At 67.4% G+C, this 24,639-nt stretch carries 26 protein-coding genes; 12 read left to right on the top strand and 14 right to left on the bottom strand.

The features are described 5' to 3' along the window. Positions 1-49: 49 nt before the first annotated feature. From ACFXGJ_RS05865 to ACFXGJ_RS05845, 5 genes are all read right to left on the bottom strand, one after another. Positions 50-1,144 carry an inositol-3-phosphate synthase gene (locus ACFXGJ_RS05865; protein ID WP_378617402.1) on the bottom strand — a complete coding sequence of 365 codons (1,095 nt, stop codon included), beginning with the start codon at positions 1,142-1,144 and terminating at the stop codon, positions 50-52. Beyond that, the gene (locus tag ACFXGJ_RS05860) at positions 1,137-1,697 is read right to left on the bottom strand and encodes a PadR family transcriptional regulator (RefSeq protein WP_378617400.1); all 561 of its coding nucleotides are present in this window, start codon (positions 1,695-1,697) and stop codon (positions 1,137-1,139) included. Before ACFXGJ_RS05860 ends, ACFXGJ_RS05865 begins: the two co-directional genes overlap by 8 nt. Before the next feature lie 128 nt (positions 1,698-1,825). Beyond that, a complete protein-coding gene (locus ACFXGJ_RS05855; RefSeq protein WP_378617398.1) occupies positions 1,826-2,611 on the bottom strand; it encodes a DUF1707 domain-containing protein in 786 nt (261 codons plus the stop codon). Positions 2,612-2,618: 7 nt separating this feature from the next. Further along, the gene (locus tag ACFXGJ_RS05850; protein WP_378617396.1) at positions 2,619-3,446 is read right to left on the bottom strand and encodes a DUF1707 domain-containing protein; all 828 of its coding nucleotides are present in this window, start codon (positions 3,444-3,446) and stop codon (positions 2,619-2,621) included. Positions 3,447-3,455: 9 nt separating this feature from the next. Further along, the gene (locus ACFXGJ_RS05845) at positions 3,456-4,319 is read right to left on the bottom strand and encodes a DUF1707 domain-containing protein (protein WP_378617394.1); all 864 of its coding nucleotides are present in this window, start codon (positions 4,317-4,319) and stop codon (positions 3,456-3,458) included. Positions 4,320-4,467: 148 nt separating this feature from the next. Here ACFXGJ_RS05845 and ACFXGJ_RS05840 point away from each other — a divergent pair, with 148 nt between their 5' ends. The 3 genes from ACFXGJ_RS05840 to ACFXGJ_RS05830 all read left to right on the top strand — a co-directional run bounded on the left by ACFXGJ_RS05840 (position 4,468) and on the right by ACFXGJ_RS05830 (position 9,275). After that, entirely contained in the window at positions 4,468-4,893 is a 426-nt protein-coding gene (locus tag ACFXGJ_RS05840) for a DUF5318 domain-containing protein (RefSeq protein ID WP_378617392.1), read from the top strand. A gap of 563 nt (positions 4,894-5,456) precedes the next feature. Continuing rightward, complete coding sequence (locus ACFXGJ_RS05835) at positions 5,457-7,613, top strand: transglycosylase domain-containing protein (protein WP_378617390.1); 2,157 nt, start codon at positions 5,457-5,459, stop codon at positions 7,611-7,613. 33 nt (positions 7,614-7,646) lie between these two features. Then, on the top strand, positions 7,647-9,275 hold the full coding sequence (locus ACFXGJ_RS05830; RefSeq protein WP_378617388.1) for a glycosyltransferase family 87 protein: 1,629 nt from the start codon (positions 7,647-7,649) through the stop codon (positions 9,273-9,275). 59 nt (positions 9,276-9,334) lie between these two features. Here ACFXGJ_RS05830 and ACFXGJ_RS05825 read toward each other — a convergent pair whose 3' ends face one another. Continuing rightward, positions 9,335-10,702 carry a hypothetical protein gene (locus ACFXGJ_RS05825; RefSeq protein ID WP_378617386.1) on the bottom strand — a complete coding sequence of 456 codons (1,368 nt, stop codon included), beginning with the start codon at positions 10,700-10,702 and terminating at the stop codon, positions 9,335-9,337. A 187-nt stretch (positions 10,703-10,889) separates the two neighbouring features. Between ACFXGJ_RS05825 and rpsF the strand changes: the two genes are divergently transcribed. The 6 genes from rpsF to ACFXGJ_RS05795 all read left to right on the top strand — a co-directional run bounded on the left by rpsF (position 10,890) and on the right by ACFXGJ_RS05795 (position 15,547). Beyond that, positions 10,890-11,177 (top strand): 30S ribosomal protein S6, encoded by a 288-nt coding sequence (gene rpsF / locus ACFXGJ_RS05820; RefSeq protein ID WP_378425905.1) that lies wholly within the window; start codon positions 10,890-10,892, stop codon positions 11,175-11,177. A gap of 65 nt (positions 11,178-11,242) precedes the next feature. Further along, positions 11,243-11,770 carry a single-stranded DNA-binding protein gene (locus ACFXGJ_RS05815; protein ID WP_378617384.1) on the top strand — a complete coding sequence of 176 codons (528 nt, stop codon included), beginning with the start codon at positions 11,243-11,245 and terminating at the stop codon, positions 11,768-11,770. 60 nt (positions 11,771-11,830) lie between these two features. After that, positions 11,831-12,073 (top strand): 30S ribosomal protein S18, encoded by a 243-nt coding sequence (gene rpsR / locus ACFXGJ_RS05810; RefSeq protein ID WP_114720111.1) that lies wholly within the window; start codon positions 11,831-11,833, stop codon positions 12,071-12,073. 13 nt (positions 12,074-12,086) lie between these two features. Beyond that, positions 12,087-12,542, top strand: coding sequence for a 50S ribosomal protein L9 (gene rplI, locus ACFXGJ_RS05805; protein WP_378617382.1), 456 nt, complete (start codon positions 12,087-12,089; stop codon positions 12,540-12,542). 559 nt (positions 12,543-13,101) lie between these two features. Next, positions 13,102-14,490, top strand: a complete 1,389-nt coding sequence (gene dnaB, locus ACFXGJ_RS05800) for a replicative DNA helicase (protein ID WP_378617380.1) — start codon at positions 13,102-13,104, stop codon at positions 14,488-14,490. A gap of 301 nt (positions 14,491-14,791) precedes the next feature. Next, positions 14,792-15,547, top strand: a complete 756-nt coding sequence (locus ACFXGJ_RS05795; RefSeq protein WP_378617378.1) for a hypothetical protein — start codon at positions 14,792-14,794, stop codon at positions 15,545-15,547. A gap of 7 nt (positions 15,548-15,554) precedes the next feature. Here the strand turns inward: ACFXGJ_RS05795 and ACFXGJ_RS05790 are convergent, their stop codons facing one another. Then, positions 15,555-15,704, bottom strand: a complete 150-nt coding sequence (locus tag ACFXGJ_RS05790; RefSeq protein ID WP_378617376.1) for a hypothetical protein — start codon at positions 15,702-15,704, stop codon at positions 15,555-15,557. A 52-nt stretch (positions 15,705-15,756) separates the two neighbouring features. Here ACFXGJ_RS05790 and ACFXGJ_RS05785 point away from each other — a divergent pair, with 52 nt between their 5' ends. Together ACFXGJ_RS05785 and ACFXGJ_RS05780 are read left to right on the top strand one after the other, a co-directional pair. Then, complete coding sequence (locus tag ACFXGJ_RS05785; protein ID WP_378617374.1) at positions 15,757-16,215, top strand: alpha/beta fold hydrolase; 459 nt, start codon at positions 15,757-15,759, stop codon at positions 16,213-16,215. Between the two features lie 390 nt (positions 16,216-16,605). Then, on the top strand, positions 16,606-16,923 hold the full coding sequence (locus tag ACFXGJ_RS05780) for a hypothetical protein (RefSeq protein WP_378617372.1): 318 nt from the start codon (positions 16,606-16,608) through the stop codon (positions 16,921-16,923). 240 nt (positions 16,924-17,163) lie between these two features. On the opposite strand, the gene ACFXGJ_RS05775 is transcribed toward ACFXGJ_RS05780, so the two are convergent. Further along, positions 17,164-17,910: a pentapeptide repeat-containing protein gene (locus ACFXGJ_RS05775; protein ID WP_378617370.1), complete on the bottom strand. Its 747-nt coding sequence runs from the start codon at positions 17,908-17,910 to the stop codon at positions 17,164-17,166. 511 nt (positions 17,911-18,421) lie between these two features. Continuing rightward, positions 18,422-18,655 carry a PLD nuclease N-terminal domain-containing protein gene (locus ACFXGJ_RS05770; protein WP_378617368.1) on the bottom strand — a complete coding sequence of 78 codons (234 nt, stop codon included), beginning with the start codon at positions 18,653-18,655 and terminating at the stop codon, positions 18,422-18,424. Positions 18,656-19,193: 538 nt separating this feature from the next. Here ACFXGJ_RS05770 and ACFXGJ_RS05765 point away from each other — a divergent pair. Then, positions 19,194-19,703: a hypothetical protein gene (locus ACFXGJ_RS05765; RefSeq protein WP_378617366.1), complete on the top strand. Its 510-nt coding sequence runs from the start codon at positions 19,194-19,196 to the stop codon at positions 19,701-19,703. A 184-nt stretch (positions 19,704-19,887) separates the two neighbouring features. On the opposite strand, the gene ACFXGJ_RS05760 is transcribed toward ACFXGJ_RS05765, so the two are convergent. From ACFXGJ_RS05760 to ACFXGJ_RS05740, 5 genes are all read right to left on the bottom strand, one after another. Continuing rightward, complete coding sequence (locus tag ACFXGJ_RS05760) at positions 19,888-20,049, bottom strand: zinc finger domain-containing protein (RefSeq protein WP_378617406.1); 162 nt, start codon at positions 20,047-20,049, stop codon at positions 19,888-19,890. A 203-nt stretch (positions 20,050-20,252) separates the two neighbouring features. Next, complete coding sequence (locus ACFXGJ_RS05755) at positions 20,253-20,834, bottom strand: ATP/GTP-binding protein (RefSeq protein ID WP_378617364.1); 582 nt, start codon at positions 20,832-20,834, stop codon at positions 20,253-20,255. Between the two features lie 6 nt (positions 20,835-20,840). Continuing rightward, positions 20,841-21,230 (bottom strand): DUF742 domain-containing protein, encoded by a 390-nt coding sequence (locus ACFXGJ_RS05750; protein ID WP_378617362.1) that lies wholly within the window; start codon positions 21,228-21,230, stop codon positions 20,841-20,843. 6 nt (positions 21,231-21,236) lie between these two features. Next, a complete protein-coding gene (locus tag ACFXGJ_RS05745; protein WP_378617405.1) occupies positions 21,237-21,650 on the bottom strand; it encodes a roadblock/LC7 domain-containing protein in 414 nt (137 codons plus the stop codon). 2 nt (positions 21,651-21,652) lie between these two features. Beyond that, positions 21,653-24,112 carry a nitrate- and nitrite sensing domain-containing protein gene (locus ACFXGJ_RS05740; RefSeq protein ID WP_378617360.1) on the bottom strand — a complete coding sequence of 820 codons (2,460 nt, stop codon included), beginning with the start codon at positions 24,110-24,112 and terminating at the stop codon, positions 21,653-21,655. Positions 24,113-24,639: the final 527 nt, after the last annotated feature.

Here is a 24,639-nt window from a genome sequence, read left to right as displayed (position 1 = left end):
CCTCGAAAGGTGTCCGGCCCCCGCTGTGCGTCGCTGCGACGCGTGCGAGCTACGCCTCGATGATGAACGCTTCGAGCTCGGCGCGCGCCTTGTCGTCCGCCATCTGGACCGGCGGGGACTTCATCAGGTACGCCGACGCCGGGTACACCGGTCCGCCGATGCCGCGGTCCAGCGCGATCTTCGCGGCGCGGACGGCGTCGATGATGATGCCGGCCGAGTTCGGGGAGTCCCAGACCTCGAGCTTGTACTCCAGGTTCAGCGGGGCATCGCCGAAGGCGCGACCCTCGAGGCGGACGTACGCCCACTTGCGGTCGTCGAGCCACTCCACGTAGTCCGAGGGACCGATGTGGACGTTGCGGTCGTGGACCTTGCCGGACAGCGGGCCGTTGAGGTTGGAGGTCACGGCCTGCGTCTTGGACACTTTCTTGGACTCCAGGCGCTCGCGCTCGAGCATGTTCTTGAAGTCCATGTTTCCGCCGACGTTGAGCTGGTAGGTGCGGTCCAGCACGACACCGCGGTCCTCGAACAGCTTCGCCATCACGCGGTGCGTGATGGTCGCGCCGACCTGGCTCTTGATGTCGTCGCCGACGATCGGGATGCCGGCGTCCTTGAACTTCGCGGCCCACTCCGGGTCGGAGGCGATGAAGACGGGCAGCGCGTTGACGAACGCGACGCCGGCGTCGATCGCGCACTGCGCGTAGAACTTGTCGGCCTCCTCGGAGCCCACCGGCAGGTAGGACACCAGGACGTCGACCTTCGCGGCCTTGAGCGCGGCGACGACGTCGACGGGCTCGGCGTCGGAGACCTCGATGGTCTGCGCGTAGTACTTGCCGATGCCGTCGAGCGTGGGGCCGCGCAGGACGGGGACGTCGAGCGGCGGGACGTCGGTGATCTTGATGGTGTTGTTCTCGCTGGCGAGGATCGCCTCGGAGAGGTCGAACCCGACCTTCTTGGCGTCCACGTCGAAAGCGGCGACGAACTGCACGTCGCGGACGTGGTACTGCCCGAACTTCACGTGCATGAGGCCGGGAACGGTGGCGTTCTCGTCCGCATCCTTGTAGTACTGGACGCCCTGGACCAGGGACGAGGCACAGTTCCCCACGCCCACAATGGCCACGCGCACCGCGGTGCTGTTCTCACCCATGGTCGGGTTCTCCTTCTTTCTTGGGTAACGCTGTTGGTGTTTGCTCGGCGGCGATCAGTTCGTTGAGCCACCGCACTTCACGCTCGCTCGACTCGAGGCCGAGTTGGTGGAGCTGGCGGGTGTAGCGGTCCAGTGAGCCGCTTGCCCGCCCGATCGCGTCGCGGAGCCCCTCCCGACGCTCCTCGACCTGACGCCGCCTGCCCTCGAGAATCCGCATCCGCGCCTCGGCGGGGGTGCGGCTGAAGAAGGCGAGGTGAACGCCGAAACCGTCGTCCGTGTAGTTCTGCGGACCGGTGTCGGCAACCAGTTCGGCGAACCGCTGCCTGCCGGCAGGGGTCAGCTCGTATACACGGCGGGCCCGGCGCATGGATGCGCCCGCCGGACTCATGTCCTCGGCGATCAACCCGTCGGACTGCATGCGGCGCAGTGTCGGGTAGAGCGAACCGTAGGAGAAGGCGCGGAACGCGCCCAGCAGGCCGGTCAGCCGCTTGCGCAGCTCGTATCCGTGCATGGGTGACTCGAGGAGCAGCCCGAGGATTGCCAGTTCGAGCATCGCGTCCACCTCCCGAGTCGTCGGAACCTAACTACTTGATGCGATGCCAAACTATATCGCACCGATATATACGGCGACAGGTCGTGACGATGTTAGGCGTGACACGGAGTCACGGACAGGGTCGCGGCTCAGGGCTCGAAGGGGTACATCGAGCGGATCTTGCCGTCGAAGCCGGTGACCATGTGCGCGGAGTCGCCCGCGGCGTTCTGCACGAAGATCGTGACCGCGGCGGGCAGCTTGTCGTCCCCCGGCTCGAACCGCAGCGAGAGGTGGTCGACGTCGCCGTCCGGGATCCGCAGCGACCGGGGCGCCCCGGCGACCAGCTGCGCGATGACCGGCAGGTTCAGCGCGCCCAGATCGAACGAGCGCGCGTCCCGGGAGCGGGTCGAGGCGCTGCCCCAGAGCTCGAACTCGCCGCGATAGAGATAGGGCTCCGACCTGGTCGGCTCGGCCGACGGCCGGTCGATCGAGGCGTGTTCGGGGAACAGGTCGGCCTCGTCCGCCACGGTGTCGCCGAACCGCGCGCGGTAGTCGTCGACGAAGTGCCGCAGCCCGTTGCCCGTGGTCAGGTCGGGCAGCGGGGCCGCCGATCCGCCGCCGCCCACCGTCCCGGCGAGCGCCCCGATCGCCGCCGCGAGCCCGACAGCGACGGCCGCGAGCAGCGTCCGGCGCCCGGGCAGCCTGCGCGCGGGACGCACCACCGGGGCGTCGGCGAACCGGCCGGGCACCTGCAGGTCGCCCACCAGCCGGTCGAGTTCCCCGAACGTCTTGGCCCGCATGGCGGCGGCGGAGCGGGCGGCGTGCTCGGTCTCGTCGAGCTGACCGTCGGCGAGCGCGGCGTCGAGGAGCCCGCAGGCGTCGGCGCGGTCGCTGTCGCGGGCGCGGAGGCCGCCGGTGCTGGTGGTCTTGGCCATGGATTCCCTATCCCCCGAACGGGTGGACCTCGAGCGGCTTGCCGGCCGGGGTGACCTCGAGGTAGCCGCTCTCGCTGAACTCGTTGCCGACCGAGATGCGCACCGCGGGGGCGCCCTCGTCGGCCTCGACGGAGATCCCGGTGACCGCGCCGCCCGGGACGTTCGTGCTGGCGACCGCGCCCGCCAGCAGGCGTTCGAGGATCGCGGTGTCGATCGTCGCGAGGTCGAAGGTCGGGGTGTCGAGCTTGCGGGTGGTCGGGTCGCTGCGCGGATCGAACCCGCCCCGGTAGAGGTACTCCACCCGCCGGTTCGGCTCGCGCGGGACGGCCCGATTGACGCCCGCGTGGGCCGGGAAGAGGTCGAGGTCGTCGACGACGGTGTCGCCGAACTCGGCGCGGTAGTCGGCGATGAACTGCTCGACGCCCTCCCTGGTGACGAGGCTCGGGGTCGGCTTGACCAGCGGCGGCAGCGCATCCAGGTCGACCGCGGTGTCCGGAGCCGCCGCGGGCGCGGCATCCGCGTCGTCGTGGGAGACGAACAGGAACGCCCCGACCGCGGCCGCCGCCGCCGCCGCGGCCGCGACGCCCACCCAGAACCGGTGCCTCGGCGTGGGGGCGGGCGGTACGGGGGCGCGCGGCGCGTCCAGCGGCTGCTGCAGATCGCCCACGAGAACGGAGAGGTCCGCAAGGGTGCGTGCCTCCGCGCACAGGCCGGTACGGGCGCCGTGCTCGGGCTCGGACAGCTGGCCGTCGGCGCGCGCGGCGTCGAGCAGGGCGCGCACGGCGTCGCGGTCGGCGTCGCGCGCCCGCGTGCCGGGCGGATATCGGCTGGCCACGGCGTGAGCCTAGTTTGGCCGGGAGATGTCGATCACGGTGCCGTCGAGGCCGGCCCGGAGATAGCCGGCACTGGTGTCGTCCGGGCGGGTGGCATACACCCGGATCGTCGATCCCCTGCCGGCGTCGTCGATCAGGGCGTGACTGATCGCCCCGCCGGGCGCGCCGAGCAGGGCCGGGGCCCGCCCGATCACGTCGGCGAGGCCCGCGATGTTCGCCCGGGCGAGGTCGACGTCGAGCGACGTCGGGAATCGCGGCGAGGTGCCGGTCCGCTTGAGACCGCCGCGGTAGGCGAAGCGCTCGACAGTGTCGGTCGAGCCGGGCACCGTCCGCTCCACGAACGCGTAGTCGGGGTACAGCCCCACCTCGTGGACGACCAGGTCGCCGAATTGCGCCCGCCAGTCGGCGAGGAGTCGCTCGAGGCCGTCGCGGGTGAGGGGCTGCGGCGCGGTCACCACGATCGGCTCGACGCCTGCTGGTGCAGGCCGCTCGGCCGGTTCGGGGGCGGCGATCGCACCCGGCGCCGGAACCGGCGCCGCCGGGGTGTCCTCGCCCGAACCGGATAGCCCGATCACCGCGAGCGTCACCGCCACCGCCACCGCCACCGCCCCCGCGACCGCGACGACGGGCCGGACCCGGCCGCGCGGGCGGTGGGTGGGCACCGGCGGCTGGTCGGTGACCGAATCGGGCAGCTGCAGATCCGAGGTCAGGTCGCGCAGTTCGCCCAGGGTCGTCGCGGCCGTCGCCCGGGCCGTCCTGTCGTGGTACTCGTCGGCGCCGAGCTGGCCCTCCGCGTACGCCGCGTCGAGTTGCCCGCACGCGCGCATCCGATCGAGGTCGCGCGCGCGGGTCCGGGGCGAGTTCCGGGTCGGCACGTCGTGATCTTAGGAGTCGTGCGGGCTCCCACGTTGTGGGCATAGTCACGCTCCCGTTCGGCAAACCCGCAGGTTCGGGTGCGGCGCGTCGGGGTGAAAGGTCCGTCCGACCCGAGACTGCTCGGATTTGCCCACGTACTCTGGTCACGTGCGATTGCAGCGGCAGGTGGTGGACTACGCGCTTCAGCGGCGATCCCTGCTGGCCGAGGTGTTCTCGGGACGGACGGGTGTCACGCAGGTGTGCGACGCCGGTCCGTACCTGCTGCGCGCCGCGAAGTTCCACGGCAGGCCGTCCGAGGTGACCTGCCCGATATGCAGGAAGGAACAGCTCACCCTCGTCTCGTGGGTGTTCGGCGACAAGCTCGGGGCGATCTCGGGCTCGGCGCGGACCTCCGAGGAACTGGTCCGGCTCGCGACCACCCAGGAAGAGTTCTCGGTGCACGTGGTCGAGGTCTGCCGGACCTGCAGTTGGAACCATCTGGTGCAGTCGTACGTGCTCGGATCGATACCGGCCCCGAAGCCGGCCCGGACGCGGTCCCCGCGCTCCCCGAGCAGACGCACCGCGAGCGAGTGAGCACGACCGACAGCCTCGAGCCTGCCTGAACCAAGTGGCACAGCCGTGTCTACGCGAACACTGGAGATTCGTACGTGAGTTCCCCTTACAACAACCAGCCGGGCGGACGACCCACCGGACCAGCCCGGCCGAGCGGTCCCCCGCCGTCCGGACGTCCCGGCGGGTACCCGCAGCAGCCCGGTCGGCCCGTAGGGGGGCAGCCGCCCCGCCCGCAGGGACCTCCGCCCGGCGCCCGGCCCGGCATGCCGCCGCAGGGTCCCCGGCCCGGAGCAGGCGGACCGCCGCCCGGCCAGTACGGTCAGGCGCCGCGCCCGCCGCAGGGCGGGCAGCCGCCGCGGCCGGCGCAGGGCGGCCAGCCGCCCCGGCAGCCGCAGGGTGGCGCCCAGGCATCCCGGCAGCCGCAGGGCGGGGCACAGGCATCCCGTCAGACGCAGGGCGGCAGCCGCGGCCCGGGCGGCCGACCGCCTGCCGGCCCGCCCCCGTCGGCGCCCCGGTCGGGTGGATCGTCCGGTGGGCAGCCGCCCAAGCGGCCGAAGAAGACCAAGTCGAGCAGGTGGAAGATCGTGCGCCGGACCCTGTACAGCCTCGTGGCGCTCGGCCTGGTGCTCCCGCTGCTGGCGTTCATGGTCGCCTACGTCGCGGAGGACGTGCCGAAGCCGGGTGACATGAAGACGAACCAGGTCGCGACGATCTACGCGAGCGATGGCAACAGCGTGCTGAGCACGATCGTGCCGCCGGAGGGCAACCGCACCGACGTCACGGTCGACCAGATCCCGCTGCACGTGCGCAATGCGGTGCTCTCGGCCGAGGACCGCGACTTCTACACCAACCCCGGCTTCTCGGTGTCCGGCTTCGCCCGCGCCGCGCGCGACCAGGTGCTCGGCAAGGACAGCGCGGGCGGTGGCTCGACCATCACCCAGCAGTACGTGAAGAACGCAATGGTCGGTAACGAGCACTCGATCACCCGCAAGATGCGCGAGCTGGTGATCTCCTCGAAGATGGCGCGGCAGTGGTCCAAGGACGACATCCTCGCCGCGTACCTCAACACGATCCCCTTCGGGCGCGGCGTGTTCGGTATCTCGGCGGCGTCGAAGGCCTACTTCGACAAGCCGGTCGAGCAGCTGTCGGTGGCCGAGGGCGCGGTCCTCGCGGCCACCATCCAGCAGCCGTACGGCCTCGACCCGTCGACCAACCCGACCGGCGCCGAGTCGCGCTGGAACTACGTCCTCGACGGCATGGTCAGCGCCAAGACGCTCAATGCGAACGAGCGTGCGGCGCAGAAGTACCCGCACGTCGTGCCGCTCTCGGAGGTCGACAACGGCAGCCAGGGCAGCGGGACCAACGGCCTCATCCGGGCGCAGGTGGTCAAGGAGCTCGAGGCCAACGGCATCAAGGAGCAGGTGCTCAACACCGAGGGCCTGCAGATCACCACGACGATCGACCCGCAGGCCCAGCAGGCGGCGGTCGACGCGGTGTCCAAGAACATGGAGGGCGAGAAGCCCGAGCTGCGCACCGCGGTGGTCTCGGTCGACCCGAAGAGCGGCGGCGTGAAGGCGTACTACGGCGGAACCGACGGTGCCGGATACGACTTCGCGCAGGCCGGCCTGCAGACCGGTTCCTCGTTCAAGGTGTTCGGCCTGGCGACGGCCCTCAACGAGGGCATCCCGCTGTCGAAGATGTACGACAGCGGTCCGCTGACCCTCGGCGGCGTCACCATCAACAACGCCGAGGGCGAGTCCTGCGGCACCTGCACCATCGCCGAGGCGCTCAAGAGGTCGCTGAACACCAGCTTCTACCGGCAGATGCTCTCCATCGAGAACGGTCCGGACAAGATCGCGGACATGGCCCACAAGGCCGGCATCCCCGAGCAGATCCCGGGCGTCGCCGGCACCAGCCTCCAGGAGCCGAGCGGTCGTTCCGAGAACGGAATCGTGCTGGGCCAGTACCAGTCCCGCGTGCTCGACATGGCCTCCGCCTACGCGACCCTGGCCGACTCGGGTGTCTACCGCGCGCCGCACTTCATTCAGAAGGTCGTCACCGGCGACGGCACCGTTCTGCTCGACCGCGGCGCCACCACGGCACCCGGCGAGGCCAGGATCAAGCCGGCCGTCGCGGACAACGTCACCGCGGCGATGCAGCCGATCGCCGCGTACTCGCGCGGTCACGGACTGGCGGGCGGCCGTCCGTCCGCGGCGAAGACCGGCACCGCACAGCTCGGCGACACCGGCCAGAACAAGGACGCCTGGATGGTGGGTTACACCCCGTCGCTCGCGACCGCGGTGTGGGTCGGCACCGAGCAGGGCGTGCCGCTGCAGAACAGCTGGGGCGGTCTGATGTACGGCTCCGGGCTGCCGTCCGACATCTGGAAGGCGACGATGGACGGGGCCCTCAAGGGCTCCCCCGTCGAGAGCTTCCCGACCCCGGAGGCGATCGGCGGCCAGGCGGGCGTGCCGGCGTACACCGCGCCGTACACCCCGCCGAAGACCACCGCACCGCCGACGACCACCAGCGGCCCGCGGCTGACGATCCCGCCGATGGAGGTCACGCAGACCCCGGTCGAGATCCTGCCCGGCGTCACGATTCCGATCCCGGGGATCAAGCCGGCACCGACCACCGCGCCGGCACCGACCACCCAGGGACCGGTGCCCGGGCAGCCGTACGCGGGTCAGGACGACGGCGCCGTCTCGGTGCCCGGCAACAGGCAGGGTGCGCCACGCTGACGCCGCCGGGGGCGGGTCGGTAACGTCGCCGGGGTGGCCGATGACGACGAGGACAGCACGCGGGACGACGCGCGCCCCGGTGAGCTGATCGTGGCGTCACCCGCCCCGCTGGCGGCGGACCGGCGCTCGGACACCGAGCGGGATCTGCCCGGCCGAACGGATCCGCTCACCGCCCAGCTCAGCGAGGTGGTCGGCGGGCCGGTCGCGCGGCACGCCCTGGTCGGCCGGACCCGGTTCCTCACGCCGCTGCGGGTGGTCCTGCTGCTGGCCGTGGTGTTCCTGGGGCTCGGCTGGTCGACGAAGGCCGCGTGCATCCAGCAGGCGCCGAACGGGCCGGGCGGCGCGCTCGGTCTCGACTGGAGCGGGAGCAGGCAGTACACCGCGCTGTGCTACTCCGACACGGTGCCGCTGTACGGCGCCGAGCGACTCGACGAGGGCGCCTTCCCCTACAAGAAGTCGTGGGAGGAGACCGCACCCGACGGCACGGTGCAGCAGCGGTACATGGAGTACCCCGTGCTCGCCGGGCTGTACCAGTACGGAGCGATGACCGTCGCGAAGGCCTGGCACGGTGTCACCTGGTTGCCGGGGGCGTTGCAGGTGGTCCTCTACTTCAACGTCGTCGCCCTCGGGCTCGCGCTCGCCTGGCTGGTGACCGTGTGGTCGACCGCGGTGCTGGCGGGCAGACGGATCTGGGACGCCGCGCTGGTCGCCGCGTCGCCGCTGGTGGTCGTGCACGCGTTCACCAATTTCGACCCGCTGGCAACGGCTTTCGCGGGTGCGGGACTGCTGGCGTGGGCGCGGAAGCGACCGGTGCTCGCGGGCGTGCTGCTCGGGTTGGGCGGCGCCACCAAGCTGTACCCGCTGCTGCTGCTCGGACCGCTGCTGGTGCTGTGCCTGCGCGCGGGTCGGATGCGCGACTGGTTCCGGCTCACCGCGGCCGCCGCCGCGGCCTGGCTGGCCGTGAATCTTCCTCTGGCGCTGGCGTTCCCGTCGGGTTGGCGCGAGTTCTTCCGGCTCAACTCCGTGCGGGGGGCGGACCCGGACTCGATCTACAACGTGATCAGCTCCTTCACCGGATGGCACGGGTTCGACGGACTGTTGGCGCACGGCGAGAGTCCGGTGATCCTGAATACGGTGTCGCTGTTGCTGTTCGCGGCGGTGTGCGTCGGGGTCGGGTACGTCGCGCTGACCGCGGCGCGACGACCGCGGGTGGCCCAGCTGTGCTTCCTGCTGGTCGCCGGCTTCCTGCTGACCAACAAGGTGTGGAGCCCGCAGTACTCGCTGTGGCTGGTGCCGTTGGCGGTGCTGGCGTTGCCGCACCGGCGACTGCTGCTGGCGTGGATGACGATCGACGCGCTCGTCTGGGTGCCCCGGATGTACTACTACCTCGGGGTCGGCAACAAGGGCCTGCCCGAGCAGTGGTTCACCGCGACTGTCGTGGTGCGCGACCTCGCCGTCCTGGTGCTCTGCGTGCTGGTGATTCGGCAGATCTACCGTCCCGATCTGGACCTGGTGCGGGCGCGCGGGGTGGACGACCCGGTCGGTGGGGTCCTGGACGGCGCCGCCGACGCGCCACCGAGTTGGTTCCCGAGGTGGCTGCGGCCCGCCCACCGGCCGATCGCGTGGTCCGAGGCGGCGGTCCCGGTCTCCCCGCGCGGCTGAGCTGCACCCCCGTCCCGCTGCCGTGCCGGACGGCGGTCGCTACCGAATCCGGTTCGCGCTCACGGCGTTCCGACCGGGGAGAGTCCGCTCACCGGCGCGGGTGCGCGAGCGGGCGCCGGCTCCCACCGTGGTCGGGACCGCAGGAACACGAAGAACAGGACGACCAGCAACGCCGCGCGTCCCCACACCCCGAACTGGACGACGAGTTCCCAGGTGCTCGCGTTCGAGCCGGTGGACAGGGCGTGGAAGTACCGGAACACGCCGATCCCGATCGCCAGGTCGGCGACCAGGTATCCGGCGATCGCCGCGCGCGGGACCCGGACCAGCACCAGGAACGGCAGCAGCCACAGGGTGTACTGCGGCGAGTGCACCTTGTGCAGCAACATGAATCCGCACAGCATCGCCGCGCTGACCACGACCCACGGATAGCTGCCCTCGCGTTGGAAGCGCCGGTAGCCGAGCCACAGGGCCAGCGCGAAGGAGGCGGCGATCAGCAGCGGGGACGCGATCGAGACGAACTGGGCGTACGCGCTGGTGGGTCCCTCGACCGAGCCGAACAGCGGCCGGATGCCCCAGTACCAGACGGAGTTGGTGGTGATGTCGGCCTCGCGGGCGCTCTGGAAGGTGAACGACGCCCGCCATCCGTCGTAGCCGAGGACGGCGAACGGGAGGTTGATCGCGACGGTGGTGGCCACCGCGGCGCCCGCCACGATCAGCGCGCCCCTCGGGTCGAAGCGGCCGGTGGCGGACGGGGGTAGTTCGCGACCGTCGAGGCCCCCGGTGAACACGTAGGCGAGCAGCGGGAGCAGGAAGATGCCCGGATAGATCTTCAGGCAAAGCCCGACCGCCAGCAGCACCGCGGCCCCGGTTGCCCGCGTGCGCAGGGGTATCCGCTGGTAGTAGACGACCACGAAGGTGGCGGCGGTGGCGGCGGCCACCACCGGCAGCTCCCAGTTGTGGAAGCCGTAGAGGACCAGTGGCGGTCCGAGCGACCACAGCAGGGCGGGCGGTCCGGCCAGTCGGCCCAGCATCCAGGCGGTCGCCAGGCCGAACGGCATCAGGATCAGCGCCGAGTGCAGCAGGAACTGGGCGTCGTTGTGTGCGCCGATGGCCCCCAGCCACATCAGCAGGCCGCTGAGCACGGGGTACTCGACGGTCCCGCCGCTCAGGTTCCCGGCGCTGTCGATCGCCCCGTGGAGGTACGGGAAGACGTGGTTGTCGATGTCGCGGCCGATCCACAGGTACTGGATGTCGGAGTAGCAGACGCTGCTGTCCTTGATCCGGTCGAAGATCAGGCTGCGCCCGAGCCCGTCGTACGGTGCGCCCGCGCATCGGGCCTTGTTCAGGTACGCCAGCGCCAGCACGAACCCGCAGACGACGGTCGTCGCGACCACCGTGGGCGTGCTCGCCCAGCCCCTCGTCCGCATGGTTCCAGCCTAGGGGTCGGGACGGATCGCGGGGCTGCGCCGGGGTGCCGGCCGTCCTCGGGAAACGAGGCGATTTCGCAGGTCAGGGGCAGCTCGTGTAACCTGCAAAGGTTGCTGACGCAACGACCCTCCTGTCACGGATCGTCCGTGGCCGTTTTCACTAGTCCATAGGAGGTGATGAGGTCTTATGCGTCGTTACGAATTGATGATCATCCTGGACCCCAGCCTGGACGAGCGCACCGTCGCTCCCTCGCTGGATACGTTCCTCAACGTCGTTCGCCAGGACGGCGGCACCGTCGACAAGGTCGACGTCTGGGGTAAGCGTCGTCTCGCCTACGAGATCGCCAAGCACAGCGAAGGCATCTACGCGGTGATCGACATCAACGCGACCCCTGCCACCGTGAACGAGCTGGATCGCCAGCTCGGCCTGAACGAGTCGGTGCTGCGCACCAAGGTTCTGCGCCACGTCAAGTGATTTCTGTCTGTACCGGGCCTTAGGCTCGGCGCAACAGGATTCCACACACTGCAGGAGGAACCCACATGGCAGGCGACACCGTGATCACCGTCATCGGAAACTTGACGGCTGATCCCGAGCTTCGATTCACCCCCGCGGGGGCAGCGGTTGCGAACTTCACGGTCGCGTCCACGCCCCGCACCTTCGACCGGAATTCCAATGAATGGAAGGACGGCGAGGCGCTGTTCCTGCGCTGCAACATCTGGCGCGAGGCGGCGGAGAACGTGGCCGAGTCGTTGACTCGCGGTTCTCGGGTGATCGTCAGCGGACGGCTCAAGCAGCGGTCCTACGAGACTCGCGAAGGCGAGAAGCGCACTGTCGTGGAGCTCGAGGTCGACGAGATCGGCCCCTCGCTCAAGTACGCCACGGCCAAGGTCAACAAGGCCAACCGCGGTGGCGGTGGCGGTGGCGGTGGCGGGTTCGGTTCCTCGGGTGGTTCGGGCGGCGGACGCCCGGCTGCCAACGCCGGTGGCGGCGACGACCCGTGGGGCAGCGCCCCGCAGGCGGCCGGTTCCTTCGGCGGCGGTGGTGGAAACGACGAACCCCCGTTCTGATCCCAGCTCTCTGCGCCGGGATCGAGCGCGAACGAACATTGAGAAGTACGGAGAAGGACAATGCCGAAGCCGCCGCTGCGCGACAAGGTGATGAAGAAGAAGGTCTGCACCTTCTGCAAAGAGAAGAACACGCAGATCAACTACAAGGACACGACGCTGCTGCGTAAGTACGTCAGCGACCGCGGCAAGATCCGCGCGCGCCGTGTCACCGGCAACTGCGTCCAGCACCAGCGGGACGTGGCCGTTGCCGTGAAGAACTCGCGTGAGGTCGCTCTGCTTCCTTACGTCTCGACGGCTCGCTAAGGAAAGGGAAGACATGAAGCTGATCCTCACTGCAGACGTGGACAACCTCGGTGCGCCCGGCGACACCGTTGAGGTCAAGGACGGTTACGGCCGCAACTACCTGCTGCCCCGCGGTCTCGCGATCGTCGCCACCCGTGGCGCCGAGAAGCAGGTCGACGGCATCCGCCGTGCCCAGGAGGCCCGCGCGGTGCGCGGCCTGGACCACGCCAAGGAGCTCAAGGCCGCGATCGAGGGCCTCGAGGGTGTGTCGCTGACGGTCAAGACCGCCGGTGACTCGGGCAAGCTGTTCGGCTCGGTCACCGCGGCGGACGTCGCCGGTGCCGTCAAGGCCGCGGGTGGTCCGGTGCTCGACAAGCGCAGCCTCGAGCTGCCGAAGGCGCACATCAAGGCCACCGGCAAGCACCAGGTGATCGTGAACCTGCACCCCGACGTGGTTGCCAAGTTCCACCTGAACGTCGTCGCCGGCTAGTCCGACCGACCCGTTCACGGTTGGGCCCCCAGACTCCGGTCTGGGGGCCCAACTGCGTTCGGGGCAGGGGTGCGGATCCGCACTTCGGGTGGTGACCTGCGCATTGTGACCGGGAACTAAACGAGCGTCCATCTGGTGTCCTTTGTCACTGTGTGCCATTTCACATTGCGGAGAGACGTGAAATGCGCAACACGCCCGGCGGGGTGGCCGTGGGGACACGCCGAGCGACTTTTCATCCACAGGTGTGTGAACAGAAAAAGGCGGTCCTACCTGCGAATTGTGCAGATGTGATCCCGGTTATCCTCAGCTTGTCCCCAGGTGGTGAACAACCGCCTACTGGGGATTCCACAATCCATCCACAACTGTGTACACAAGCCGTGTTGTCCCGGGCGGCGCCTGTGCATAACCTCGTCGCGGGCGCGCCCACCGGCGGCCGCGCGGGGTCTCGATCGGACCCGGCGCGATGTTGTCGGTACGGGCGCGTATCTAGTGTGTACGGGGCGCACGACCGGGATCCCGGTCGGTGCGTCCGGGACTTGGCGGAGAGGACGGTTATCGCGTGGCGGTTGTCGACGATCGTGGGCACTCGGACTACCCGGAGCCGGACGAGCCCCCCCGGGAGGACTTCGGGCGCCAGCCCCCGCAGGACATGGCCGCCGAACAGTCGGTGCTCGGCGGCATGCTGCTGAGCAAGGACGCGATCGCCGACGTGCTCGAGCGGCTGCGTCCCGGCGACTTCTACCGCCCCGCCCACCAGAACGTCTACGACTCGATCCTGGACCTGTACGCCCGCGGTGAGCCCGCCGACCCGGTGACCGTGGCCGCGGAGCTCGAGCGCCGCGGCGAGCTGCGCCGCGTGGGCGGTGCGCCGTACCTGGTGACGCTCACGCAGACGGTGCCGACCGCCGCGAACGCCGGCTACTACGCCGAGATCGTCGCGGAGAAGTCGATCCTGCGCCGACTCGTCGAGGCCGGCACGCGGATCGTGCAGTACGGCTACGCCGGCTCCGAGGGCCAGGACGTGGCCGAGGTGGTCGACCGCGCGCAGGCCGAGGTGTACGACGTCACCGAGCGGCGCACCAACGACGACTTCGTCCCGCTCGAGGAGCTGCTGCAGCCCACGATGGACGAGATCGACTCCATCGCCAGCCGGGGCGGCCTCTCGCTCGGCGTGCCCACCGGGTTCACCGAGCTCGACGAGGTGACCAACGGCCTGCACCCCGGGCAGATGATCATCGTGGCGGCTCGGCCTGGCGTCGGTAAGTCGACCATCGGAATGGACTTCATGCGGTCGTGCTCGATCAAGCACGGCATGGCCAGCGTCATCTTCTCCCTGGAAATGGGAAAGACCGAGATCGTCATGCGCCTGCTGTCGGCGGAGGCGAAGATCAAGTTGTCCGACATGAAGTCCGGCAAGATGAACGACGAGGACTGGACCCGGCTGGCGCGGCGGATGAGCGAGATCAGCGAGGCGCCCCTGTTCATCGACGACTCCCCCAACCTCACCATGATGGAGATCCGGGCGAAGGCACGCCGGCTCAAGCAGAAGCACGACATCAAGCTGATCGTGCTCGACTACCTGCAGCTGATGAGCTCCGGCAAGAAGGTCGAGTCGCGTCAGCAGGAGGTCTCCGAGTTCTCCCGAAGCCTCAAGCTACTGGCCAAGGAACTCGAGGTCCCGGTGGTCGCGATCTGTCAGCTCAACCGTGGTCCCGAGCAGCGAACCGACAAGCGCCCCATGGTTTCCGACCTCCGCGAGTCCGGCTCGCTCGAGCAGGACGCCGACATGGTCATGCTGCTGCACCGGCCCGATGCCTTCGAGCGGGACGACCCGCGCGGCGGCGAGGCGGACATCATCCTCGGTAAGCACCGCGGTGGTCCGACGGCCACGATCACCGTTGCCCACCAGCTTCACTACTCGCGCTTCGTGGACATGGCGCGGGGGTAGCAGCTGCCGCGTCGAAAGAAAAACGCTGAATGAATGAATGCTGCAATGCTGCTGCTGCGGCGGCCTGCCGGGGCCGCCGCCGGACCCCCGGGCGGCGCGTGGTCGGGGTTGGGTCCGGCCCTCGGTCGCCTGGTCCGCGGGTGTGTCGGGTAACCGTTTCGGGAAGCGATTAACGCTTTGGGCTGCAGAAATAGGATTGTGGGGGTTTTGCGGTGGTGGACCGTTTTGCCCTTTATCGTCGCCGGGTAGTGCGGGTCGGGCAACGGGCCGGTCCCGTCGACTGGTAGAGGAGACAATGTTGATGGGTGGACTGGTGCGTGCGAGTGGGGCGATGCTCGCGGCGCTGACGATCGCTACGGGTGGTTTGGTGCTCGGTGCTGGGACTGCGGCAGCCGAGGCGAGCAGCGACTACCTCGCTCCTACCTGTACGGCGGACCATACCGCGTGGAACCAGATATACGGTATCGACCTCCTTACCGGCTCTCTCGGTGGCGACTGCAAGGGCGCCTGGTTTGAATCCCAAGTGCCAGTCGGCAACGCCGAGCTGTATTACCGCGGAACCGACCGCGCCGAGGTCGGCCAGGTAATTAATTTCAACGTCAGAATCCAGTTGGTGGATCCGAGCCTCTCCGACGTGGTCGTCACGAGTATCACCCACCACGCTCCGACCGGTTACGAGTTCCTGAGCGTCTACGGCGGGACGAACTCCTTCGAGCCGCCAACTTCCGAACTCCTGCGCCCGGTCGTCGCGGTGGATCCTGTCGCTGGGGACGTCACCCTGACGGCGCCCGATGGGGGCTGGCCGATTCGGAAGTCCACCGGCAAGAGCGGATACATTCAGCTCAGCCTGACTTACAAGGTGATCTCGGTTGATGGTGACAGCACCAGCGGGATCAAGTTCACCGGCACCGACGCCCCGGCATCGGGGGATTGGATGGCGACGGGGGACACGCGGGGGCTCCAGAACTCCGTGGGGTCGCTCGGCAGTCTCTACGAGCCTCTACCGTCGCCGATCTGGACGGTGTTGCCCGGCTCCTCCGACGGTTCCTCTTCCTAACCGCTGACTACCGGTCGAGGGGCTCGTGGGTCTCCTCGGCCGGTTCGGAGCGGGTGTCCCGGGACCGCGCTCGGTGCACGACTCCCGCGACCGCGGTGACCGCGAGTATCGACGAGGCGGCGACCATGCTGATCGTCGAGCCGGTCCACACGCCCACCCAGTCGTAGTCCGCCGACCTTTCCGGCGAGGAGAGTAGCCAACTCGCTGTGATGCAGGCTGATGCTGCCTCCGAGCGCGGGTACCTCGAGATGCAGAACCACAAGCCGGACACGATCGGGGTGGCTCTCACCGATTCGCCGGTCGCCTTGCTCGCGTGGATCACTGAGAAGTTCAAGGCTAGGGACAGCAGCTATCCCACTCCGGACGAGTCGGTCGACCGCGACCAACTCCTGGCGAACGTCACCTTGTACTGGTTCACGCGCAGCGGTGAGTCAAGCGCCCAGTTCTACTACGAGGCGCAGCATTCCACGGTCGAACCCGCTGTGTTCGCGCCCGTCCCGACCGGGTGGGCGGTCTTCGACACCCACCCACTCATGCGCCGCGTCATGAACCCCACCGGAGCAATCGCCCACTGGAGCGAGTACGCCGAAGGTGGCCACTTCCCCGCCATGGAACAACCGACCTTGCTCGCAGACGACATCCGCACCTTCTTCCGCAGCATCCGCTGACCAGAACTGCAGGCAGCGACGTGGCCGACGCTTCTCTCGTTCGGGAACGGCGGCCACGCCAAGAGCCTTGCCTGTGGACCAATGCCCACAGGCAACAACGTTGATCATGGGCGGTGCACCAGTCGTCGAACAGCATCCAGGTAGGCCGATCTACTGCTTCATCAACACCCACACGCCGGACCACCGCCGGACAGTGCGCGGCTCTTCTGACACGCAAATGCCAGAAGGCGACAGCATACGCCCGCAAAACGCCAGGTGGCAGTGCACGCGACTTCTGAAACTGACACGCTATTCGTCGGCCCCTCCACTCGGCCGTCCTGTTTGACGGTCGCCAAACAGGACGCCTGTGGTTCGGTTCGCGACCTTCCGGAGCTCTGGTAAGGAGGAGTCATGAGCTTTCTGTTGGGCATTGCCGGCATGATCGGGTTCTTCGTGGTGCTCGATCAGGTGGCGGTGTGGGCGGAGAAGCGGGGTTGGATCCACTGGCGCCGGATGGGCGGAGGAAACGGCGGGGCAGGATTGTTCAACGCCGCACAAGAACTGATCACGCCGTCCACCAGGCATGCGGTCGAAGAGCAGCATCGACTGCAGACGACGCGACTCACCCACAGCGCCGACGGGTCACCGTTCACCCTCGACGCCGACCGCAGTGTCATTTACCTGCACCGCAGCGCGACCCCTACCTTGCGTGAGACCGATTCGTCCTGACACTTCATCGGTTACGGCCCGGTCCTCCACCCGCAGGGGTGCAAGACCGGGCCGGTTCCGTTGGCGCAGAGCACTATCCGTTGCCGGCCATGCTCGGTTTGCGCCAGCGGTCCGGGACCAATGGCGCAAACGGATCCGCATGCGGCGAGATCAATCGGCCGCGGTGCTCCAGCGGGCGGTCGATGTCCCTGCGCTCTGCGAAGTCCCTCTCCCCGGATTCGATGCGGTCAGCTCGTCCGGCTACTGACTGCGCCAATGCGGAGGAGCGGAAACGCCGGTGGGAAGACGTGTGTCGCCACTACCTCGGGCGGCGTTGACCTGAGGTTGAGTGACGTACAACGCTGCCGAGAGATCGGCGCCCTCCAGCCTGGCATCGCGCAGATCCGCTCCGAGCAGGTCCACCCCGGTGAGGTCGCTTCCCCTCAGATCCGTGGCAATCAGACAGGCTCCGCGCAGGTCCGCACCGCACAGTCTGCGTGCTCGCAGATTCGCTCCGGCAAGGTCCGCCCCGGCGGCGAGGCGCGGGTCCTGATGGCCGACCTCGGCGAAGTAGGAAGCCCGAACTTCCTCACTGATCTCCACGAGAACCGCCCTGACCGCGGAGTGCAGGACATCCATCTCGACGGAGAACAGTTCGACCAGGCCGCCGCGAGTCAGCGCGGCAATGGTGGAGGCGAATTCACGGGCTTCGCGGGCAGCGTCCGGGTCGTAGGTGCGTTCCCGTGCCTCGGACAGATACCACAGCATCTCGTGCAGCTGTTTCACGATCTTGAAGGCGGAGAACATGCGCTGCTGCGTATCAGGACGCTCACGCCAGCTGACCCCGGAGAACAAGCGCTGCGATACGGCCTGTCCCGCACCGAAGCAGTCGAAGACCGTGCAGCCACGGAAACCCTGGGACCGGAGTCCCTCATGGACAGTGCATGAGAAATCCGACTCGAGGTGCCGACATGGCGAGCCGGCAGGCTTGTCCTCGGCGAAGTCCACTGATCGTGAGAATCCGAAGGCAGTGCAGCACAGAGCGAAACAGTTTCCGCAGTCGGCGCGCAGATCCTGGCGTCGCGGAGGCGCCGTCACTGTGGTCATCGCAGGACCGCCGGTTCATCGAGGCGGAGGACGAACGGGCACCGCGGATGCGGCATTGATGGGTGTGTCGATGACATGGTGAAGTGAGCTCCAAGTGGGGATTCCAGTGCAGGACAGGAGGCGGGAACCCGACATCGGGTTCCCTCTCGGGGCACACGGAATCACCACCGCGCGTAGGCGCGGCGCACGATCATCGCGAGGGGGCTGGGTCACAGACAAGTTTTGTCGATGCACGCAAAGTACCAACTCGTGCACGACGATCTGTTGCCGGTCGCCTCTCTCAGTGACGCCTCTCGAACACGTGTCCTGTTTGGCGGTCCTTGGGTTCATACGGTGATCGCAAAACAGGACACGAGTGTTGGGCGCCTTCGGGCGTGATCGTGAGGTGAAGTTGGCGCGGTCCAGGTGGCGTCTATTGCAGCTTCGCTCGTCGCCTTAATGGCGGTGCGCCGAGCAAGAACCATGCCGCTGGTCCGATCAGTGGCAGCACGATGACGAGCGCGGACCACCAGAACTTCGATCCGGCGCCGTCGTGGCGGGTGCGAAAGATCGAGACCAGTGCCGCGACGGTGAGTAGGGCGTACGCGAGCATGATCAGCGTCGCTTGGATATCGAAGCTCAACGGCACCGTCGGGTTGTGGTCCACGTAGAAGCCCCTTCGGACGGATGTCTACTGGACGCTATCGGATGGTCTTGTGGCGAGTGGCCTTGTGAGGTGCGCACAGATTCATCCGGTCGTGGCTTAGGCCCGCAGGCCAATCGTCATACAGGACACCAGATTCACGACTGTTCGTTGCGATGACGGATCAGCCCGCAACAAACGGTAAGGGAAGGCCTGCAAACCCTGGTTCGTCTCAAAATGTAGGGCGATTGCTGTCTCATTCGCGTTGTTTTCCGAGGCACTCGTCTCAGATCTCCACGTCAGCGGCACAGCTGCCGTGTCGACTTGCAGCGAAGATTAGCGAAACGCGACGCTAGTTCAACTAGCGCGGTTCGATGCGATCCTGGGCTCTACCTGCGATGTCTACGGTCAACTCGCGTCCGATGTCGGGCGAGGAGTACTGCCGGATCCCTGCAGTGTCCGGACACGAACGCGTCGTGTTCCTGGTGTGGGACTGACGGTCGCCGCCTTCACTCCATCTGACTCCAGGGGCGTGGCCCAGCAACCCGACCATAATCGTGTCATGAGTGTCCCCGCGCCTGAATCCCCCTCGTTCGAGCATGTCGACTTCGAGGCACTCGCTTCGTTCCGTTTCCCGGACGGCGGCGGGTACCCCCGGAGCTACCGCGAGTTTGTTCGCTCCTGTGGGTGGGCCCGCACGTTCGGCCTGTGGCTCATCTACCCGCCAGTGCAACCCGGTTTCGCAGACGGGCGGGCCCGTGCAGCGAACCTCACCGAGCACTTCCACACGGTCTTCCGCGACGGCGAAGAGGAGGAATTCGACTGGATGATCGAGCCCGACGGTAGCTGGCACCTCGCCGAACGACTCGAAGTCTTCGGCTGGAGCGAGAACGGCGACCTTCTCCTCTGGGACGTCGCAAGCCGCAATGCCGACGAGGAGTTTCCGGTGTGGGAATCGCGCGGCATGAACACCCTCCACCTGCTCGGCTCGAGCCTTGACGAGGCGCTTCTCGAGCTGCGCGAGCGCTCCGAGGCCCAAGTCGTTGAGCCACTGAGACCTGCCCGTCTCTGACCCACAGCTCATCCGGATCCGCTCGAGGCTGAGATCCGCCGGGACGCCACCGCGACCCGAGGCGCTCCGGCGTCAAGCAGCAGCGCCTGCAAGCCGCGGACACGTCCACGTCGCGCTGCACCCCGAGCGCTCGCTCACCCCGCGTTGACGTAGACCTGAGCCACAGAGCCAGAAGCGACTGCGCTCACGCGCCAGGTCTCGACATCCTTCCCGGCATCGAACACGAGCGTCGGCGCCGTCGCTGGCACCTCGGGCAGAGGTGCGAACCGCGGTTCATGAAGGCCTCCCGCACCCTCGGCGGGCCGCAACGCGGGCACGGCTTGCCGGCGCGCCGGTAGGCGCTCAGGGAGTGCTCGAAGTACCCGGATGCCCCGTTGACGTATGACCGCAGGGTCTGCCCATCGCCCCCCCCGACTGAACACAGCCTTCTCAGCGGTGGTCACACATGGCGAAGATCGATGTCCGAAAGCGACTTGGGTAGTACGGGATTGGACGAGATGCACTTTCTACGTTCGGTTCGCCAGGTTTGCACGTGTATGCCAGCGTTGCTCAGGCCACTGAGCTGCTGGCCTGGGCGATGAGGTGTTCGACGAGCGTTATCAGTACAGACTTGCACGACTCGCGATCACGAGCGTCGCAAAGTACGACCGGGGTATTGGTGTCGAGGTCGAGTGCCTCGCGAACCTCATCGGTTGTGTAGGCATAGGCGCTGTCGAAGCAGTTCACCGCGATCGTGAACGAGACACCGCGCCGTTCGAAGAAGTCGATGGCGGCGAACGAGTTCTCCAACCGACGGGTGTCTGCGAGAACGACGGCGCCGAGAGCCCCGCGCGCCAGTTCGTCCCACAGGAACCAGAACCGGTCCTGTCCAGGCGTGCCGAACAGGTACAGAACTAGGCTTTCATCGAGGGTGATACGACCGAAGTCCAGGGCCACGGTGGTCGTGGTCTTACTCTCCACGCCCGACAAATCGTCGATGCCGGTGGACAATTCGGTAATCGTTTCTTCGGTACGCAGTGGTGTGATCTCGCTGACGGAGGACACCATAGTGGTCTTGCCGACTCCGAAGCCGCCGGCTATGAGGATTTTGACCGAAGCAGCCAGGTCGGCTGAGGACGCATTGTCATGCATTGTGGTCTACAGCTTTCGGATTCCGTCGAGTACTGCTTGCAGGATGTTCAGCTCGCCGATCCCGGCAATGTCGTTGTAGGAGTCGCTGCTGGCGGGAGCCCGGAAGTTCAGCATTCCCTCGGCGATGAGATCACCGACCAGGATTTTGGTCACCGCCAGAGGCAGATTCAGGTGCGCCGAGACCTCCGCCACCGACTGCGCAGTACGGCACAACTGAACGATCTCCGCGTACTCCGTTTCGATGTGCTGCAGCCGCGGAGCGGGGGACACGGTCGCTACGAGCGTGAGCATGTCGAGATCGTGTCCCGCGCCCATCGTGCGGCCCCGCGTGACGGCGTACGGGCGGACCAGGGGACCGGCCGCATTGTCGAACCACGATTGGCCTATACGTGTCACCGCAATCTACGCTCCCTGCTCGGCCGCACCGACACGAGCATCGGTGGACAGGTAGCTACCGACACGCTGCACAGTCAGATTCATCTCGTACGCGACCATACCCAGATTCGCGGTGTCGACGGCTTGCAATGCGATACATGCGTTGCTTCCGGCCGCCGTCACGAACAGCACCGCATTCTCGAGTTCGATGACGGCCTGGCGCACGGCGCCGCCATGAAAACGATTCCCCGCGCTGCGTGCGAGCCCGTACAGGGTGGCGGACATGGCGCCGAAGTGCTCGGCGTCCTCACGGCTCATGGACGTGGATCGGCCCAGCAGCAGCCCATCGGTGGAAAGCACGACTGCGTAGCGCACCCCGGCAAGACGATTGACCAGATCGTCGAGAAGCCAGTTCAGATCACCTGAGTTAGAAGTCGTCACCTTCACCTTCCATCACCTTCCATTTCGTCCCTGGTTGCAGACCAGGGCGGCGGTTCCGAATGCCGAGCCTGCTGGGTACCGTATGCGATGGCGGACATGAGATCTCGCGCTTGCTCCGCCGATCGTTGCGGCTCCTGAGCGTCCGCCTCGAGTTGATTGTCGTGCGCCAGTTCTGGTGCCAGACTGGCCTGCCGACGACGGCGAGGCAGGTGTGGGCGACCGTCACCGCCGTTGTCGGGCAACGGTGGTGGGGTGAGCGACTCCGGTTCGACAGCGGGGGTCGGCGGCTCGTGCCACGGGGTTGCCACAGGAGGCTCCGTGTACTCGGTGTGTGGCGCGCTGTCGATGTGCTCGAGGTGTGCCCACGCCCGCGGCGGGGCCACCGACTGCGCTGGCTGTTCGGTGGGAGGCGCTGGAGTCGGAGGTGCCAGCGTCGCGACACCCACTGCGGCCGAGACTGATTCGCTTGATTCGGATTCCGGCATCGCGCTGGCAAACTGCAGCTCGGGTCGAGGTCCGGCGATCCGATCCGGCACATGGCCGGCCATAGGTGTCGCATCGGCGGCGACCACCGAGTTCGGCACCAGCACGATGGCGCGAATGCCGCCGTACTCGGATTCGGTTAGCTGCACACTGATTCCGTGCCGTGCACCCAGCTGCGAAACGATGAACAAGCCAAGGCGCGAAGTCGCCGAGAGCGTATCGACGCCGAAATCCGGTGGATTGCGGAGCATCTCGTTGACGCGTTCGAGTTCTTCGACGGACATTCCCATGCCCTGGTCGGTAATCTCGATCGCGACCCCCTTGCCGACCACGTTGCCGCTCACTTCGACGCGCGACTGCGGCGGGGAGAATGCCGTCGCGTTGTCGACCAGTTCGGCGAGCAGGTGGATGAGGTCGGCGACCACGTTGCCGACGATGAACACCTGAGGCATGCGGCGGGTGTGTACCCGCGTGTAGTCGAGGCTCTCGCCGACCGCGCTACGCGCTAGATCGACCAGTGGCACCGGACTCCGCCACTGGCGGCCGGGCTCGCCGCCACCGAGGATGATGAGGTTCTCGGCGTTGCGGCGTTCGCGGGTCGCCAGGTGGTCGAGACGGAAGAATGTCTCCAGCATGGCGGGATCCTCTTGGCTCTGTTCGGCCTCGTCCAGGACCTCGAGTTGCCGGTGCACCACCATCTGGCTTCGGTGGGCGATGTTGAGGAACACCGCGCGCACGCCCTCGCGAGTGCGGGCCTCGGCGACCGCGGCGGAAACAGCCGCCGTGTGTGCACGGTTGAAGGCCTTTGCCACCGCACCGATTTCGTCGTCACCGAAGTCCAGGTGCGCAGCTTTGGGATCGATGTGCTCGCCCGCGCCCAGCTTGCGCATGGTTTCGGGCAGTTCGACCTCTGCCAGGTCCAGTGTTTCCTTGCGTAGGCGCGTGAGTCGCCCGATCAGTCGGTTGGCCAGCCATAGCGACAGCAGGAACGCGACGAGCGCAAGCGCGAGCACAGCGGCACCCGCCCACAGTGAGTTCGCCGCGGTGCGCTTGCCCTCGTCGGCAGCGATCTGGTTCGCATGGTCGTTCAGGCCTTTCCATGCGCCGATCACGCCTTCAGACAGCCGGTCCTGCGCGGTATTCCACTCGTCGAAGGTCACTGGCGGTGGCGGGACGTCACCGCTTTTGTCCGCCTTCGGCGGATTGATGAGGTAGTCCTCCATCGCGGCCACCTGCTGCCAGTCGGGGGACGCCAGTGCCGCCCGGATCTTCTCGGCTGCTGGATCGGCGCCCAGGTCGGCGGCGAGCTGCGGAAGTGCGGTCCGGTAGGACCCGACCAGATTTCGATAGTCGTTGCGCAGTGGACCTCTGCCGAGCTGTCCCTGTAGTTCGGCAGCGGTGAGCGCGGCGGAACGTGACATTCCCTCCATCGCGTGCAGGATGCGCACGCCATTGATGAGTGCGACGCCGACCTCGGCACTGGGCGCGTTGGAGGTGATGAGGTTGGTGCCGAGCGCGACTGCATCGAGAATGGTGTTGTAGAGGGCGTATGTGTCCTCGATCGGCATTCTTCCTGCATCGATCTGACCGCGAATCTGGGGCAGGCGAGCAATCAAGGTGTCGAATCCACCCGTGTCGGCACCCATGGTGCCCTGCGACGCGCTCTGCAGCCTTGATGAGTAGGGGGCCAGCTCTGCGAACGCGGTGTCGAGCTTGTTCCGTGCTGCGGCGAGCGCGGCCGGATCGCCTTGTTCACCGGACAGATGCCACAGCGACAGCATCCGTTCCTGCTCTACCCCGGCAACCACGTCGGTAGCGTGGCTCACGGCATCCCGGTTCGCTGCCGCCCATTGTTCGGACTGCCGGCCCTCACGTATCAGGTATCCCGCTGTGCCTACGCCGATTCCGAGCAACGCCAGGCTTGGAACCAATGCGATGGCCAGGATCCGGGCTCGGATCCCGAGGCGCACTTTCAACATCGGGGGAATATAACTGTTCGAATTTCTGACGTTTACTTCGGCCTCGCTACCCCGATCCTTCTCGATTGGGCGGGGCCGCTTGGTGTTTAACGCTATTCTCGGGCGGGTCGAGGGGATTGCACGGCCAACGAATTCTGCTAGTGGTAGTGCTTCCAGAAACGGCATAGAGCGGGTTGCCGGCGACAGCGGCACCAGTTGTCGACTTGCAGCGATGATTGGCGAAACGTGCCGCCAGATCAACGAGGCGGCGCGAGTTCCCGTCCCCGGGTGATGGCAGGATCGGATGAATCAACTGACCAGCCGGTTCGCGGGGCAGCTCGACTTCGGCGACGACTCGGCGGCCGGTGCCGTGCTGCCTGCTGGGATAGACGGATTCGGAGCGGGTGCCTGGTATTGGATTCACGGTGAAGAGACGCTGAACCAGAGCGAACTCGACAAGGCAGAAGTCGCCCTGGGCGATGTGAGATCGTCACCGACGAGATCTTCCTCGACCATCTACACCTCGTCGGCATCGCGGTCAGCCGCGC

The organism is Rhodococcus sp. NPDC059234, from assembly GCF_042754225.1.
GTDB lineage: Bacteria > Actinomycetota > Actinomycetes > Mycobacteriales > Mycobacteriaceae > Rhodococcus_G.
The sequence above is the reverse complement of the archived record's forward strand: the minus strand, read 5'-3'. Positions and strand labels throughout refer to the sequence as shown.